Raw genomic sequence first — 14,456 nt, forward strand, 5'->3', positions numbered from 1 at the left:
CGCGTCCGCCTGCGCCGCTTCCGCCGGTGGCACCTCCCCCCGCGGCACGTCCGCCCGTGCCGTGTCCGCCTGTGCCACGTCCATCGGCGAGAGCGCCACTGGTCCTCGTCCTCCCCTAAGACGGTCTGAAAAGACTCCGAAAAGACTCTTATGCGCACGCCCATACTGACTGGTTGCGCCTGTCCACGAACACCCTCCGCACACAGTCGTCGACAAGTTGCAACCCTTTGCAACTCTGGTGGGCCGCCCCGGGAAGGACCAGACTTGGGGCCGTGTCGCCAAGAGCGGCGCCCGTGCCCTGTGACGGGCCGGGAAGACGGGGGTGGTGCCGTGTCGGCGCAGCACCACCCCCGTCGTCCGTCCCGGTCAGGCCACCGGCCGGGCCCGCTCCACCACGGACGCCAGGTCGAGGGTGGCGGGAAGCGTCCCGAAGGCCGCCCCGGCGTCGCCGCCCAGCCGCCCGGCGCAGAACGCGTCGGCGACCTCCGGCGGCGCGTACCGGACCAGCAGTGAGCCCTGGAGGACCAGCGCCAGCCGTTCGGTGAGGCGCCGCGCCCCCGCCTCGGCGCCGGCCAGGTCGGCCAGGTCGGTCAGCAGCCCCCGGATCGCCGCGTCCAGCCGGTGGTCGGCACCGCGCGCCGCGCCCACCTCGGTCAGATACGCGTCCAGCGCCGCCGGTTCCCGGCCCAGCGCCCGCAGCACGTCCAGCGCCTGGACGTTCCCGGCGCCCTCCCAGATCGAGTTCAGCGGCGACTCGCGCACCAGCCGGGGCAGCCCGGACTCCTCGACGTACCCGTTGCCGCCCAGGCACTCGGCGGCCTCCACCGCCACCGGCGGACAGCGCTTGGTCACCCAGTATTTGGCGACCGGCACCGCCAGCCGCAGCAGCGCCCGCTCGGACTCGCCGCCGTCGTCGAGGGCCGCCGCCAGCCGCAGCCCGAGGGCGGTGGCCGCCTCCGATTCCACGGCGAGGTCGGCCAGTACGTTGCGCATCAGCGGCTTGTCGATCAGCTTGCCGCCGAACGCCTCGCGGTACGCGGTGTGGTGCACGGCCTCGGCGACCGCCCGCCGCATCAGCCCGGCCGACCCGAGCACGCAGTCCAGCCGGGTCGCCGCGACCATCTCGATGATGACCGCGACCCCCCGGCCCTCCGCGCCGACCCGGCGGGCCCAGGTCCCGGCGAACTCGACCTCGGCGGAGGCGTTGGACCGGTTGCCCAGCTTCTCCTTGAGCCGCTGGATCAGGAACACGTTGCGGGCCCCGTCGGCCAGCACCCGGGGCACCAGGAAGCAGGTCGGGCCGCCCGGTGCCCGGGCGAGCACCAGGAAGCCGTCCGACATGGGCGCCGAGCAGAACCACTTGTGCCCGGTCAGCTCGTACGTCCCGTCCTCGGCCAGCGGCCGCGCGGTGGTCGTGCCCGCCCGTACGTCGCTGCCGCCCTGCTTCTCCGTCATGCCCATCCCGAACAGCGCCCCGGCCTTCTGGTGGGCGGGCCGCAGCCCCCGGTCGTACACGGCGGAGGTCAGCCGGGGCTCCCACTCGGCGGCGAGGGCGGGTTCGTGCCGCAGGGCGGGCACCGCCGCGTGGGTCATGGACAGCGGGCAGGTGGTGCCCGCCTCGACCTGCGTCCACAGCAGGAACGCCGCCGCGCGCCGCACCTGCCCGCCGGGGCGGTCCCAGTTGCCGGTGAGCCCGGCGGCCACGCCCTTGCCGAGCAGCCGGTGCCAGGCCGGGTGGAACTCCACCTCGTCCACGCGGTGCCCGTACCGGTCGTGGGTGCGCAGGGTGGGCGGATTGTCATTGGCCTGCGTGGCCCAGTCCCGGGCCTGGGCCGAGCCGCAGCTCCGGCCGAGCCCGGAGAGTTCCTCCCGGGCCTCCTCGCGCAGCTCCGGTGCCAGGTGCCGGTCGACGGCCGCGGTCAGCGCCCGGTCGGCGGTGAACACGTCGTACCCGGCCAGCGGCGGGGGCTGATTCGTCACGGTGTGGGTGCTGCCTGCCATGACGCGAACCTATCCCGCTCGGGCCCCCGGGGGCGGCCGGTCCCGTCCGCGGGTGAGTGCCGCCCGGCGCGGCGGATACCTTTAGCTCGTGCAGCCAGCAAGTGAATCCCCCGAGCGGCCGTCCGGACGGCTCCACCGGGCCCGTGCCCTCTACCGGAACGTCTCCAAGCGCAGGACCGCCTGGCTGCTGCTCAAGGACACCGTGAACTCCTGTATGGAGTACCGCATCCTGGGCCTGGCGGCCGAGGCGGCGTTCTTCACGCTGCTGTCGGTGCCCCCGCTGCTGCTCAGCCTGCTCGGCCTGCTCGGGTACGTCGACCTGTGGATCGGCGCGGACACCACCGACAGCCTGCGCGCCAACATCCTGGACGCCTCCCGCACGGTGCTCTCCGAGCGCGGCGTGAAGGAGATCACCGAGCCGATCCTGGACGACGTGATGGAGGGCGGCCGGCCCGACGTCATCTCCATCGGATTCCTGTTCGCCCTGTGGTCGGGCTCCCGCGCGGTGAACGTCTTCATCGACACCATCACCGTGATGTACGGCCTGGACGGCGTCCGGGGCATCGTCAAGACCCGGCTGCTCGCCTTCGGCCTGTTCGTGGTGGCGCTGCTGATCGGCTCGGTGGCGCTGCCGCTGATGGTGGCGGGGCCGGACGCGGTGGTCCGGGTGGTGCCCTGGTCGACCACGGTCGTACAGGTCCTGTACTGGCCGGTCGTGATCATCCTGTCGATCGCGTTCCTGACCACGCTCTACCACGTGTCCGTGCCGGTGCGCTCCCCGTGGATCGAGGACGTGCCGGGCGCGCTGGTCGCCCTGGCCATGTGGGTGCTGGGCAGCTTCCTGCTGCGCATCTACCTCACCAGCACCGTCGAGGGCCCCACGATCTACGGCTCGCTCGCCGCGCCGGTCGCGGTGCTGCTGTGGATCGGCGTGTCCGCGTTCGCCGTGCTGGTCGGCGCGGCGGTCAACGCGGCCATCGACCGGGTCTGGCCGGCCGCCGCCACCGCCGCCGCCCGCGAGGCCAACGAGCGCATCCGCCAGGCCCAGGTCGCCGAGTACGTGGCCCGCGCCGCCGCGACCGGCGAGGCGGACCCGGACATGCCCTCGGAGTTCCCCGAGCGCTGGTCCCGCTTCCTCCCCCCGGAGGACGTCACCTCCCGGCTCCGCACCCACGTCAAGACCCCGCCCCGGGCCGGCGGCGACGACTCCCGGCCGCAGGACCACTGACCCGCGCTCACCGGCCCGCCGGAACCGCCGCCCCCGCCGGAACCGCCGCGTCCGCCGGAACCGCCCCGGCGTCCTGGTGTGCCAGGGACTCGCGGTAGGCCCGTGCCACGGCGGTCATCCGGTCCAGGGTGTCCCGGGCCCGCAGCAGGTCCTCGATCTGCGCCGTGATCCGCTCGCGTTCGCGGGCCAGCCGCTCCAGCGTGGCGTCGGAGTTGTGCGTGCTCGGCGCCTCCCGGCACGGCATGAGGTCGGCGATGGTGCTGCTGGAGAGGTTGGCCGCGTACAGGTCCTGGATGAAGCGGACGCGGTCCACGTCGTCCTCCGTGTACCGCCGCTGGCCGCTCGCCGTGCGGGTGCTGGAGAGCAGGCCCCGCTGCTCGTAGTACCGCAGTGACCGCACGCTCACCCCGGCGCGCGCCGCGAGTTCCCCGATCCGCATGTCCGCCTCGATCCGCCGTCGTCTTCCGCTTGCCTCTGACACCGGTGTCAGGTTTTAGCGTACTCGTGCGCTCCGGCGGCCGGAGCACATGTGTACGAGGAGAATCGACATGCCGTCCCTGTTCAGCAGCTTCCGCCTCGGCGGCGGACTCACCCTGCCCAACCGGATCGTGATGGCCCCGATGAGCCGGGTCCGGGCCACCGCCGACGGTCTGGCCACCCCCTCGATGGCCACCTACTACGCGCAGCGCGCCACGGCCGGACTGATCGTCACCGAGGGCGTCCAGCCCAGCCGCATAGGCCAGTCGAACCCGGGCACCCCCGGCCTGCACACCGACGAGCAGACCGAGTCCTGGCGGCAGGTGACCGACGCCGTGCACGTCAACGGCGGACGCGTGTTCGCCCAGATCATGCACGGCGGCCGGGTCTCGCACCCGGAGACCACCGGTTTCCAGCCGGTCGGCCCGTCCGCCGTGGCCGGCGAGGGCAACGTCTTCACGCCGAGCGGCCCGCAGCCGATGCCGGTGCCCCGGGCGCTGGCCACCCACGAGATCCCCGAACACGTCCGGTCCTACGCCGACGCCGCCCGCCGCGCCGTCGACGCGGGCTTCGACGGGGTCGAACTGCACGGCGCCAACGGCTACCTGATCTCCCAGTTCCTGTCCTCCAACGCCAACCTGCGCGAGGACCGCTACGGCGGCTCGGTCACCAACCGGATCCGGTTCGCCGTCGAGGTGGCCGCCGCCACCGCCGAGGCCGTGGGCGCCGCCCGCACCGGCATCCGCCTGTCGCCCGGCGGTGGCTTCTGGGGCGTGACCGAGGACGACCCGGCCGAGCTGAACACCGCCCTGCTGACCGAACTGGCCCGTCTCGACCTCGCCTACGTCCACCTGGAGGCCACCACCGACGAGGAGACCCTCCTGCTGCTGCGCAAGACCTGGCCGGGCACCCTCATCGTCAACCCGACCATGCCGCTGGGCCCGACACAGACCGGGCGGGCGGAGGCCGACCACTGGCTGGACCTGGGCGCCGACCTGATCGCCTTCGGCCGCGCCTTCCTCGCCAACCCCGACCTGGTCGAACGCCTGCGCACGGACCTGCCCCTGGCCACCGCCGACGAGAGCACCTACTACCAGGGCGGCGACGCCGGCTACATCACGTACCCGGCATACCAGCACACGGCCTGACCCTCACCGCTCCAGCGGCGCGAACAGATCCACCCCGTGCCCGTCCGGATCATGGACGACGGCGTACCGCTGCCCCCACCCGGCGTCCCACGGCTTCAGCTCGCCGTGGACGCCGGCCCGGGTCAGCTCCTCGCCCAGCGCGTCCACCGAAGAACGGACGCCTCAAGAGATCTGAGCGGTTCGTCCCCGCCGCCTTCCTCTCAGACGGGCCCCGTGCTGGCCCGTTTCACCAGCCTCGTCGACAGCTCCGTCCGGGTGCTTTCCGGGCGGGCGCCGTCCATCATGCGGAGCAGCAGGCGCAGGGCCGTTGCCGCCATTTCCGACAGGGGGCGGCGTACGGTCGTCAGGGCCGGGGTCGCCCACCGGGCCTCCGGCAGGTCGTCGAAGCCGACCACGCTCATCTGGTCCGGCACCCGTAAGCCCCGCTCCGCCAGCGCCTCGTACACCCCAAGCGCCATCGGGTCGGAGCAGACGAACACGGCCGTCGGCGGCTCGGGCAGATCGAGCAGCTCCCGCATCCGCCGCGCCGCCCCCCGGTCCGCGCCCGCGTGCCGCACGTACTCCGGCCGCTCCGGCACCCCCGCCGCCGTCAGCGCCGACCGGTACCCCGCGATCCGCGCGCTGCTCACCGGCGTCCCCCGCCGCCCGGCGATCACGGCGATCCGCCGGTGCCCCAGCTTCAGCAGGTGCTCGGTCGCCGTCACCCCGCCCTGCCAGTTCGCCGCGCCCACCGACACCACCCCCGGCGGCGGCTCCACCGCCGGATCGATCATCACGAACGGCACGCGGTGCTGCGCCAGCCACGCGTAGTGCGCCGCGGGCAGCTCCGCCAGATCGAACAGCACCCCCGACGACCCCCGCGCCGCGATCCGGTCCAGCCCCCCGCGCCCCCGGGCCGGACACGCCGACACCAGTACGTCGACACCCGCGTCGTACGCCGCCGCCTCCACCCCGTGCAGCACCGCCCCCGACGCGGAACTCTCCAGCGACCGCACCACCAGATCCACCAGCCGGGGCGCCCGCGCCGTGTCGAACCGGGGCCGGCGCACGTACCCGAGCCGGTCCAGCGCCTCCACCACCCGGCGCCGCGTCTCCGGCGCCACGTCCTCCCGGCCGTTGACCACCTTGGACGCGGTCGGCACCGACACGCCCGCCTCCCGGGCCACCACCGCCAGGGTCGGCCCGGCCGCCGTGCTCGCACGCGCCGTACGGACCATCGGGCAACCACCTTCACAGAGCACCCACGCGGGCTACGGGATAGAAAGCGCTTCCTAATCTAGATCGGCCGCCGATCCGGCGGAATACCCGTGCACGCCGGGGCGCTCAGTCACACATGACGGCGGACCGGACGGACCCCGAGGTCCCCACCCCGTACGGCGTAGTGCGCGGCCGGTGGGAGCACGGCGTCGCGGTCTTCCGCGGCATCCCGTACGCCGCCCCGCCCTTCGGCCCCCGCCGCTTCCGCCCGCCCGTCCCGCCGGACCCCTGGGACGGCGTGCGCGACGCGGGCGCCTTCGGCCCCACCGCCCCCAAACCCCCGTACTCCCCGGCCTTCGCCCGCTACCTCTCCGACCCCGACATCCCCGGCGACGACTGCCTCAACCTCAACGTCTGGACCCCCGATCCCGCCCCCGCCGCCCGCCTGCCCGTCCTCGTCTGGCTGCACGGCGGCGCCCTCACCAGGGGCTCCTCCGCCGTACCGGTCTACGACGGCCACTCCTTCGCCCGCGACGGCGTGGTCCTCGTCTCCCTCAACTACCGCCTCGGCATCGAGGGCTACGGCCTCTTCCCGGACGCCCCCGCCAACGCGGGCCTGCGCGACCAGATCGCCGCGCTGGAGTGGGTACGGGAGTCCATCGCCGCGTTCGGCGGCGACCCCGGCCTGGTCACCCTCGCCGGTCAGTCCGCCGGGGCCATCAGCGCCGGCGCGCTCCTCGCCGCCCCCCGGGCCCGGGGCCTCTTCCGCCGGGCCGTCCTCCAGAGCGGCGCCCCCGAGGCCACTGAACGCGCGAAGGTGCGGCGGATCGTCCGCCGCATGGCCAACCGGCTCAAGATCCCCGCCACCGCCGAGGCGTTCGCCGCCGTCGACCGCGCCCTGCTGCTCCGCGTCCAGGGCGAGGTCGGCCGGCTCAGCAGCCCCGTCCTCGGCGGCCCCGCCTTCGGCATCGTCGTCGACGACGACGTGCTGCCCCGCGACCCCCTCGACGCGCTCGTCGCCGGGGACGCGGCCCCCGGCACCGACCTGCTGCTGGGCTGGACCCGTGACGAGTACCGGCTCTGGCTCGTCCCCGGCGGCCTCCTCCAACGCGTCGACCGGCTCGGCGCGGTCGCCCTCGCGGGCGCGCGGGCCCGCTGCCGCTGCGGCCACGACGTACCGCGCGGCTACCGCGCGCTCCATCCCGACGCGGGCACCGCCGAGATCGTCGGCCAGATGATCACCGACCATCTGCTGCGGGTGCCGCTGCACCGCCTCGCCGACGCGCGGGCGGGTACGTCGTACGTCTACGAGTTCGCCTGGCCGTCCAACCTGCCCGACCTCGGCGCCTGCCACGCCCTGGAACTCGGGTTCGTCTTCGACAGCGGGGACCTGCCGGACGCGCGGCGGCTCGCGGGGGAGGGGGCGCCCCGTTCCCTCGCCGAGGCGATGCACACGGCGTGGGTCCGCTTCGCCGCGACGGGGGACCCGGGGTGGGAGGCGTGGGACGCCTCCCACCCCGTACGGATCTTCGACGGGGCCGGGTCGCCGCACACGGTACGGGGGCTGCGGGACCGGGAGGTGGCGCTCAGCGGGTCAGGCGGAGGAAGGCGGTCCAGGCTTCGGGCGTGACGGTGAGGTGGGGGGTGGCGGGGGTTTTGGAGTCGCGGATGTGGATGGCGGTGGGGTGGGTGGCGATCTCTACGCAGGCGCCGCCTTCGCCGCTGCTGTGGCTCGACTTGCGCCAGGTGTAAGCGAGTTCAACGCAGTTGCCGCCGTCGCTGCCGCTGTAACTCGACTTGAACCACCGAAGTGCAGTGCTGCTCATTGGTCTCCTAGCAGACGGTCCAACAGGTCCCTCGACTCCTCTGTGTTGAGAGCCTGCGTCCGCAGCATCGCACACCTTTGCGTGAGGATGGCCACCTCGTCCGGACTCGCGATCAGTTGGCTACCACGCTGGGTCTCCGTGTAAGCCAGGCGCTGGTGTTCGGGTGTTTCCAAGAGAACGAACGGACCGTCGAGGGCCGCGTGAGTGCTGCGTCCGAGTGGCAGGATCTGCACGACGACGCCCGGGATCTCGGCCTGCTGCCGCAGGTGGCGCAACTGCGTGAAGTACACCTCGTCGCCGCCCAGGCGGTCTCGTAGCACCGACTCCCAGATGACGAAGCACGTGAGCGGCGGCTCCTTGCGGCGAAAGATCGTCTGCCGCTGGATGCGTGCCGTCACGAGGTGCTCGATCTCATCCTCGTCGAGGACCGGAATGCGGCTGCGGAACACCGCCCTCGCATACGCCTCCGTCTGAAGCAGACCAGGCAGCACTTGGTTCTCGTAGGAGGAGATGACGATGGCCTCTTGCTCCCGGTCCAGGAACTCCTCCGCCCACAACGGAACCAGGTCGACCTCTGGCATCCGGCTGACGGCAGTCGCCAACGCCCCCTTGGTCTCCAGCCGTTCATCAAGTTGCTCGGCGAGATCCGGCTTCAGTGGGCGGCGGCCCTGTTCGATGGACGCGATCTGCTGTTCACTGATGTTGAAGACCTCACTGAGGGACCTCTGCGTGTGGCCCGCCGCCTCGCGATAGAGGGCGAGCAGCGCACCCACCATCTTCATCGCGGACGCGTTCCGTCGAGTCGTGGCCATGCGGTCGAACTCCCCACCAGGGCGCGTACGTTCACTGGGCGGCCCCCGTACGGAGAAGCCGTACGGGCGCACGCACTGTTTGATGATGGCCACGGAGTGTGACTCTCGTCACGTGAATGGCAAAACTCCACCCTTGTTCCACGCACCTGCTCAGCGTGAGCGCTTCTACCGCCGTGAGCGCCGGTCCGTGCCGGCCGCGCGGGAGTTCACGCGCTGGGCGCTCGACGACTGGGGCGCGCGGCGGCGCGCGGACGACGTAGTGCTGTGTGTCAGTGAGTTGACGACGAACGCGTTGCTGCACGGCGTACCGCCGGGACGCGGCTTCCTGTTGCGGCTGCTGGCGTACGAGGACGGGCTGGTCCGGGTCGAGGTGCACGACAGCGGGGGCGGTGTACCGGCGGTGCGGGAACCGGGGGAGGGCGGACGCGGGCTGCTGCTGGTGTCGATGCTGGCGGACAAGTGGGGGGTGGGGGAGCGGGACCCCGGCAAGACGGTGTGGTGCGAGTTCGCGGCGGAAAATGAGGGGCGTACGGAGGGGGCGCGAGCCATCATGCGGCATGCGCCCTGATGACTGGCACCTCACCGAGAACGTCGATGAATTCCTCGCCCGCGCGGGCGACTTCCTGCACTCGCGTCCGGCGCTGCACACCGTGACGCTGACGGTGACGGAGGCGCTGCGCACGCGGGGGCCGGACGCGTTCGGGGCGGGGGCCCCGGTGTTCGGCTGGCTGGAGGAGGAGGGCGAGGTGCGGGCGACGTTCTTCCGCACCCCGCCCGCCGGGCTGAACCTGACGCCGCTCACCGGTGAGCAGGCCGACCTGCTGGCGGTCCGGCTGGCCGGCGCCGGGCACGTACTGCCCTGGGCGAAGGCGGAGGAGGCGACGGCCACCGTGTTCGCGCGGGCGTGGCGGCGGCACGCGGGGGTGACGCCCGTACTGAGGGAGCGGCAGCGGCTGTACCGGTTGGGGCCGCTGACGCCGCCGGAGCCGTTGCCGGAGGGCCGGGTGCGGTGGGCGGGGGAAGGGGACGTCGAGCGACTGGTGCGCTGGAACCGGGAGTTCATGATCGACGTGGGGGAGGACGGCGAGTCCGTGGACGAGCGCCGGGTCGGCCACCGGCGTTACGCGTTCTGGGAGACCCCGGACGGCACGCCGGTGTCGATGGCGGGCGTGAACCCGCTGGTGGCCGGCCAGGTCCGGGTGGGCCCGGTCTACACCCCGGCCCGGTTCCGCGGACGCGGCTACGCGGGCGCGGTGACGGCCGAGGTGAGCCGGGAGGCGCTGGCCGAGGGCGCGAAGGAGGTCGTCCTCTTCGCGGACCTGGCCAACCCGACCAGCAACGCCCTCTACCAGCGCCTCGGGTACGTCCCGGTGGCCGACTTCGCCGACTACGACTTCACGTAGAGGCGGCCCAGCGGCTCGGGGTCCGCCTCCAGCGCCGCGGCCTCGGCCTTCCAGGCGGGGTCGCCGGGGTGCAGGGTGTCGCGCAGGAAGGCGGTGCTGAGCCGCTGGATCAGGGCGACGCGGGCGGGGCTCTCGTCGGTGGTCTCGGCGACCCGTTCGCCCGGTATGCCGCCGAGCGAGTGTTCGGCCCCGAAGAGGGTGAGCAGGCGCTTGTCGCCGGGGCTGTGGGTGTAGCCGTCGGTGAACCAGTCGGGCCCGCGGGTGGACAGCGCGGAGTCGTCGTGGTCGCCGGCGACGATGAGGGCGGGTGCGGTCATGGTGGAGAAGTCGGGTCGCATGAAGGGCAGGTGCTCCTCGGCGAACGGCGTGAGGCTGTCCCCGAGGCCGGTCAGCGCGAGCAGGACGCCCGCCGTGACGCGGGGGTCGGAGAGGTCCTCGCCGGGTACGCCGTCGGCGTCGAGGACGCGGGCGCCGAGCAGGGTGCTGGCGGTCTGCGCGCCCCAGGAGTGCCCGGCGACGGCGATCCGGTCGCGGTCGACCCGCCCGGCGAGGCCGGGTACCGCGGCCTCCAGGACGTCGAGCCCGTCCAGTATCCGCTTCAGATCCTCGACGCGGAACCGCCAGATCCGGGGCGTACGGGGATCGTCGGCGGGGATGCCGAGCGTGCGGGAGTCGAGGTGGGTGGGGCGCAGGACGACGAAGCCCTGGGCGGCCCAGTGGTCGGCGAGGGGCGCGTAACCGTCCATCGACCAACTGAAACCGTGCGAGAAGACGATGACGGGCAGACCGCTCCCGGACGCGGGCGCGGTCACGGCGACCTGGAGGTCCTCACCGCGCCCGGGGGCGGGCAGGACCACGGGCTTGGCGGTGATCACCGTAGGGACAGGGGAGGTCGAGATCGACATGGGGGTGCCTCTCAGGCGGAGTAAGCGGAACAATGCTCCGGTAACACCTCCGACGATACGGAGCAGCGTTCCGCTTTGCAAGCCGGGGAGGTCAGGGGGATGTGCCGGCGCCGCCGGCGCGGGCATGATGCAAGCCGGGCGGTAGCGGCGTACGGGGTGGCATACCGGCGGCATACGGGGGCGGCGCATGGTCGACGGCGTGCGGGAATTCCTGCGCTCGCGCTCGGTGTGGGTGGCGGCGGGCAACGCGGGCACGCTGCTCGGTGCCCTGGCCGGGCTGGTGTCCTACTGGTCGCGTCCGCTGTCGTTCGCGGGCTGTGCCGTCGTCGCCCTGGTCTGCCTGGCCGGCCAGGCGGTCGCCGTGATCCCGGTCGCGTGGCCGGGACGGGCGCCCTCGGACCTCCACCAGAACCTGACGGTGGCCACTGTGTGCGGTTCCTGGATCTTCGGGGTGCTCCCGGGCGCGGGCCTGCTCGCCCTCTTCGACGTGGACGTGGACAGCCCCCCGTGGGCCGCCCTGTACTTCTCGGGCACGGTCCTCATGGTCGCGTGCGTCGCGGGCCTGATCACCGCGACGGCCGTCTCGGACAGGACGGGGACACCGCCCCTCGACGCACCCGGGCCGCCGGGCGTGCTGGACGAGGGCGCGGGCGGCTCGGACGGCTCGGACGGCTCGGGCGGCTCGGACGGCGACTGAGCGGCTACAGGGTGCGCGCGATCCGGGTGATCGTCTCCGGCCCGACCCGGCAGCAGCCGCCGATCAGCCGGGCCCCGGCGTCCCGCCAGCCCCGTACCCGCCCGGCGTCGAACCGGGAGCCGCCGGCCCAGGCGCGGGCGGCGGCGTCCCAGGTCTCGCCGCTGTTGGGGTAGGCGACGACGGGCTTGCCGGTCACCCGGGCCGCGACGGCGACCGCGTGGTCGACCTCCTCGGGGGCGCAGCAGTTCACGCCGACGGCGATCACCTCGTCGGCGTCGGCGGCCAGTCCGAACGCCTCCTCCAGCGGCTGCCCGGCCCGGGTCCGCCCGCCGTCTACGGTGTACGACAGCCAGGCCGGCACCCCGAGCCCGCGCACCGCCCGCAGCAGCGCCGCGGCCTCGTCGGTGTCGGGCACGGTCTCCAGCGCGAGCACATCGGGCCGGGCGGCGGCGAGTACTTCGAGGCGGGGCCGGTGGAACCGCTCCAGCTCGCCGACGCTCAGCCCGTACCGCCCCCGGTACTCGGAGCCGTCCGCGAGCATGGCCCCGTACGGCCCGGCGGACGCCGCCACCCACCGCGCCCGCCCGGCACCGGCCCGTCGGGCCGCCTCCCGGGCCAGTTCCACGCTGAGCGCCATGAGCCCGGCGGCACGCTCCCGCCCGATGCCGCGCCCCGCGAACCCTTCGAAGGTCGCCTGATAACTGGCGGTGATCGCCACGTCCGCCCCGGCCCGGAAGTACGCCAGATGCGCCTCGACGAGGGCCTCGGGCCGCTCGACCAGCAGCCGGGCCGACCACAGCTCGTCCCCGAGGTCGTACCCGCCCGCCGCGAGCTGATTGGACAGGCCGCCGTCGAGGACGAGGGCCGACGTGCTGAGCGCCTGGGCGATTCCACTGGTCATGCCGTCGACGCTAGCCGCAGCGCGTCGACCGCGCGGGCCTGCGATGCTGGGAAGTGGGTACCCCTTTGCGCGGCCGGACGATCGATCACGACAAGGCGGTGGACATGTGCCGTTGGCTCGCTTACTCGGGCTCCCCGATCCTGCTCGAAAACATGATCTACAAGCCGGCGCACTCACTCATCGACCAGAGCCTGCACGCCAAGATGGGCGTCGAGACGACCAACGGCGACGGCTTCGGCGTCGGCTGGTACGGCTCCGCCAAGGACACCCCGGCGATCGTCCGCGAGATCGGCCCGGCCTGGAGCAACCGCAACCTGCGCGAGATCGCGGGGCACGTCCGCTCCCACCTGTTCTTCGCGCACATCCGCGCCTCGACGGGGTCGGCGGTGCAGCAGACCAACTGCCACCCGTTCCGGTACGGCCGCTGGATGTGGATGCACAACGGGGCGATCGCGGAGTACCCGCGGCTCCGCCGTGACCTGGTCATGGCCGTGGACCCGGAGCTGTTCCTGCACATCGAGGGCTCGACCGACTCGGAGGTGATGTTCTACCTGGCCCTCACCTTCGGCCTGGAACAGGACCCCCCGACGGCGGTGGCCCGCATGGCCGGCCTGGTGGAGGAGGTGGGCCGCGCCCACGGGGTGGAGTACCCCCTCCAGATGACGGTGGCGACCACCGACGGCGAGTCCGTCTGGGCCTTCCGCTACTCCACGCAGAAAGCCTCCCGCTCCCTCTTCTACAGCACCCGCGTGGAGACCCTCCGCTCCCTCCACCCCGACCTCGCCTTCCTCCGCGAAGCCTCCGACTCCACCCGCCTCATCGTCTCCGAACCCCTCGGCGACCTCCCCGGCGTCTGGAACGAGGTCCCGGAGAGCACGTACGGCGTCGTCCACCCGGGCGGCGGCGAACGCTGGTCCTTCGCGCCGCAGACGCCGTAGGAGCACCAGGTCGGTATCCCGCCAGCGTGGCGGGGCGGGGGCGGCGAGGCTCGTGGGCATGAAGCGACTCGACGGAAACGTGGCGTTGGTGACGGGTGGAAGCCGGGGGATCGGTGCGGCGGTGGCACTACGCCTGGCGGAGGATGGAGCGGACGTTGTCCTGACGTACGAGAGCAATGCGGAACGGGCCGCCGAGGTGGTCGAGCGGATCAAGGCCACCGGGCGCCGGGCGCTGGCCGTCCAGGCCGACAGCGCGGACGCGGAGGCGCTCACCGCGTCGGTGGACCGGGCCGCCGGGACGTTCGGCCGGCTCGACATCCTGGTCAACAACGCGGGGGCCTTCCTCGTCGGCCCGCTGGAGGACATGGGCCCGGCCGAGGCCGACCGCACGCTGGCGGTGAACGTCCGGGCGCCCTACCTGGCATCCCGGGCGGCGGTACGGCACATGACCGACGGCGGCCGCATCATCAGCATCGGCAGCAACATGGCCGGGCGCACACCCTTCCCGGGCTTCGCGCTGTACGCCATGAGCAAGACGGCCCTCATCGGCATGACCAAGGGCCTCGCCCGTGAACTCGGCCCCCGCGGCATCACCGTCAACCTCGTCCACCCCGGCCCCACCGACACCGACGCCAACCCGGCCGACGGCCCGAACGCCGCGACGATCACCGCCTTCACGGCCCTCGGCCGCTACGCGTCCCCGCCGGAAGTCGCCGCCACGGTCGCCCACTTGGCGGGCCCGGACGGCCAGTACATCACCGGCGCGTCGATCGCGGTGGACGGGGGATTCACGGTCTGACCACCCTTGTGCTGCGGCAGCAACGGCTCCCGACGGTTGCACCTGATGGAAGTCGCGCAGGTGGGCCTGCCAAGGCAGACGTCCCTTGACAGGCCCTGGATCCTGCGGTGCCGTTCACCCCCAC

The 14,456-nt window shown here is 73.1% G+C and carries 15 protein-coding genes and 1 pseudogene; 8 read left to right on the forward strand and 8 right to left on the reverse strand.

What is annotated here, in order from left to right; translation table 11 throughout:
• Window positions 1-366: 366 nt before the first annotated feature.
• Window positions 367-2,001 (reverse strand): acyl-CoA dehydrogenase family protein, encoded by a 1,635-nt coding sequence (locus tag IE316_RS19695; RefSeq protein WP_190205727.1) that lies wholly within the window; start codon window positions 1,999-2,001, stop codon window positions 367-369.
• 88 nt (window positions 2,002-2,089) lie between these two features.
• Between IE316_RS19695 and IE316_RS19700 the strand changes: the two genes are divergently transcribed.
• Window positions 2,090-3,229: a YihY/virulence factor BrkB family protein gene (locus tag IE316_RS19700; protein WP_190205728.1), complete on the forward strand. Its 1,140-nt coding sequence runs from the start codon at window positions 2,090-2,092 to the stop codon at window positions 3,227-3,229.
• Between the two features lie 7 nt (window positions 3,230-3,236).
• Here IE316_RS19700 and IE316_RS19705 read toward each other — a convergent pair whose 3' ends face one another.
• The gene (locus tag IE316_RS19705; protein ID WP_308438937.1) at window positions 3,237-3,710 is read right to left on the reverse strand and encodes a MerR family transcriptional regulator; all 474 of its coding nucleotides are present in this window, start codon (window positions 3,708-3,710) and stop codon (window positions 3,237-3,239) included.
• A 67-nt stretch (window positions 3,711-3,777) separates the two neighbouring features.
• Between IE316_RS19705 and IE316_RS19710 the strand changes: the two genes are divergently transcribed.
• The gene (locus IE316_RS19710) at window positions 3,778-4,854 is read left to right on the forward strand and encodes an alkene reductase (RefSeq protein ID WP_190205729.1); all 1,077 of its coding nucleotides are present in this window, start codon (window positions 3,778-3,780) and stop codon (window positions 4,852-4,854) included.
• Window positions 4,855-4,857: 3 nt separating this feature from the next.
• On the opposite strand, the pseudogene IE316_RS19715 reads toward IE316_RS19710, so the two are convergent.
• Both IE316_RS19715 and IE316_RS19720 read right to left on the reverse strand, forming a co-directional pair.
• Window positions 4,858-5,007: pseudogene (locus IE316_RS19715) on the reverse strand (VOC family protein); the annotation flags it as partial.
• A 47-nt stretch (window positions 5,008-5,054) separates the two neighbouring features.
• Window positions 5,055-6,071, reverse strand: a complete 1,017-nt coding sequence (locus IE316_RS19720) for a LacI family DNA-binding transcriptional regulator (RefSeq protein ID WP_190205730.1) — start codon at window positions 6,069-6,071, stop codon at window positions 5,055-5,057.
• A gap of 116 nt (window positions 6,072-6,187) precedes the next feature.
• Here IE316_RS19720 and IE316_RS19725 point away from each other — a divergent pair, with 116 nt between their 5' ends.
• Window positions 6,188-7,681, forward strand: coding sequence for a carboxylesterase/lipase family protein (locus tag IE316_RS19725; RefSeq protein ID WP_190205731.1), 1,494 nt, complete (start codon window positions 6,188-6,190; stop codon window positions 7,679-7,681).
• Here IE316_RS19725 and IE316_RS19730 read toward each other — a convergent pair.
• Together IE316_RS19730 and IE316_RS19735 are read right to left on the reverse strand one after the other, a co-directional pair.
• On the reverse strand, window positions 7,638-7,877 hold the full coding sequence (locus IE316_RS19730) for a DUF397 domain-containing protein (RefSeq protein WP_190205732.1): 240 nt from the start codon (window positions 7,875-7,877) through the stop codon (window positions 7,638-7,640). The genes IE316_RS19725 and IE316_RS19730 overlap by 44 nt on opposite strands.
• Window positions 7,874-8,689, reverse strand: coding sequence for a helix-turn-helix domain-containing protein (locus IE316_RS19735; protein ID WP_190205733.1), 816 nt, complete (start codon window positions 8,687-8,689; stop codon window positions 7,874-7,876). The genes IE316_RS19730 and IE316_RS19735 overlap by 4 nt, the downstream gene beginning before the upstream one ends.
• 85 nt (window positions 8,690-8,774) lie before the next feature.
• Here IE316_RS19735 and IE316_RS19740 point away from each other — a divergent pair, with 85 nt between their 5' ends.
• Window positions 8,775-9,257, forward strand: coding sequence for an ATP-binding protein (locus tag IE316_RS19740; RefSeq protein WP_190205805.1), 483 nt, complete (start codon window positions 8,775-8,777; stop codon window positions 9,255-9,257).
• Window positions 9,247-10,092, forward strand: a complete 846-nt coding sequence (locus IE316_RS19745) for a GNAT family N-acetyltransferase (protein WP_190205734.1) — start codon at window positions 9,247-9,249, stop codon at window positions 10,090-10,092. Before IE316_RS19740 ends, IE316_RS19745 begins: the two co-directional genes overlap by 11 nt.
• Here IE316_RS19745 and IE316_RS19750 read toward each other — a convergent pair.
• Window positions 10,077-10,997 carry an alpha/beta hydrolase family protein gene (locus IE316_RS19750; protein ID WP_190205735.1) on the reverse strand — a complete coding sequence of 307 codons (921 nt, stop codon included), beginning with the start codon at window positions 10,995-10,997 and terminating at the stop codon, window positions 10,077-10,079. The two genes, IE316_RS19745 and IE316_RS19750, sit on opposite strands and share 16 nt — an antisense overlap.
• 187 nt (window positions 10,998-11,184) lie before the next feature.
• On the opposite strand from IE316_RS19750, the gene IE316_RS19755 reads away from it, so the two are divergent.
• A complete protein-coding gene (locus IE316_RS19755) occupies window positions 11,185-11,694 on the forward strand; it encodes a hypothetical protein (protein ID WP_190205736.1) in 510 nt (169 codons plus the stop codon).
• Window positions 11,695-11,698: 4 nt separating this feature from the next.
• Here IE316_RS19755 and mmuM read toward each other — a convergent pair whose 3' ends face one another.
• Window positions 11,699-12,595 (reverse strand): homocysteine S-methyltransferase, encoded by an 897-nt coding sequence (gene mmuM, locus IE316_RS19760; protein WP_190205737.1) that lies wholly within the window; start codon window positions 12,593-12,595, stop codon window positions 11,699-11,701.
• Window positions 12,596-12,699: 104 nt separating this feature from the next.
• Between mmuM and IE316_RS19765 the strand changes: the two genes are divergently transcribed.
• Window positions 12,700-13,533 carry a class II glutamine amidotransferase gene (locus IE316_RS19765; RefSeq protein ID WP_190205738.1) on the forward strand — a complete coding sequence of 278 codons (834 nt, stop codon included), beginning with the start codon at window positions 12,700-12,702 and terminating at the stop codon, window positions 13,531-13,533.
• 58 nt (window positions 13,534-13,591) lie between these two features.
• Entirely contained in the window at window positions 13,592-14,332 is a 741-nt protein-coding gene (locus IE316_RS19770; RefSeq protein ID WP_190205739.1) for an SDR family NAD(P)-dependent oxidoreductase, read from the forward strand.
• The last annotated feature ends 124 nt before the right edge of the window (window positions 14,333-14,456 follow it).

Origin of the sequence: Streptomyces fumanus (genome assembly GCF_014655295.1) — a bacterium.
GTDB lineage: Bacteria > Actinomycetota > Actinomycetes > Streptomycetales > Streptomycetaceae > Streptomyces > Streptomyces fumanus.

Excerpts from the sequence above, each read along its gene's own strand:
- IE316_RS19695 (WP_190205727.1), bottom strand. The coding sequence starts at position 2,001 with ATGGCAGGCAGCACCCACACCGTGACGAATCAGCCCCCGCCGCTGGCC.
- IE316_RS19710 (WP_190205729.1), top strand. The coding sequence starts at position 3,778 with ATGCCGTCCCTGTTCAGCAGCTTCCGCCTCGGCGGCGGACTCACCCTG.
- IE316_RS19720 (WP_190205730.1), bottom strand. The coding sequence starts at position 6,071 with ATGGTCCGTACGGCGCGTGCGAGCACGGCGGCCGGGCCGACCCTGGCG.
- IE316_RS19725 (WP_190205731.1), top strand. The coding sequence starts at position 6,188 with ATGACGGCGGACCGGACGGACCCCGAGGTCCCCACCCCGTACGGCGTA.
- IE316_RS19730 (WP_190205732.1), bottom strand. The coding sequence starts at position 7,877 with ATGAGCAGCACTGCACTTCGGTGGTTCAAGTCGAGTTACAGCGGCAGC.
- IE316_RS19735 (WP_190205733.1), bottom strand. The coding sequence starts at position 8,689 with ATGGCCACGACTCGACGGAACGCGTCCGCGATGAAGATGGTGGGTGCG.
- IE316_RS19740 (WP_190205805.1), top strand. The coding sequence starts at position 8,775 with ATGGCCACGGAGTGTGACTCTCGTCACGTGAATGGCAAAACTCCACCC.
- IE316_RS19745 (WP_190205734.1), top strand. The coding sequence starts at position 9,247 with ATGCGCCCTGATGACTGGCACCTCACCGAGAACGTCGATGAATTCCTC.
- IE316_RS19750 (WP_190205735.1), bottom strand. The coding sequence starts at position 10,997 with ATGTCGATCTCGACCTCCCCTGTCCCTACGGTGATCACCGCCAAGCCC.
- IE316_RS19755 (WP_190205736.1), top strand. The coding sequence starts at position 11,185 with ATGGTCGACGGCGTGCGGGAATTCCTGCGCTCGCGCTCGGTGTGGGTG.
- mmuM (WP_190205737.1), bottom strand. The coding sequence starts at position 12,595 with ATGACCAGTGGAATCGCCCAGGCGCTCAGCACGTCGGCCCTCGTCCTC.
- IE316_RS19765 (WP_190205738.1), top strand. The coding sequence starts at position 12,700 with ATGTGCCGTTGGCTCGCTTACTCGGGCTCCCCGATCCTGCTCGAAAAC.
- IE316_RS19770 (WP_190205739.1), top strand. The coding sequence starts at position 13,592 with ATGAAGCGACTCGACGGAAACGTGGCGTTGGTGACGGGTGGAAGCCGG.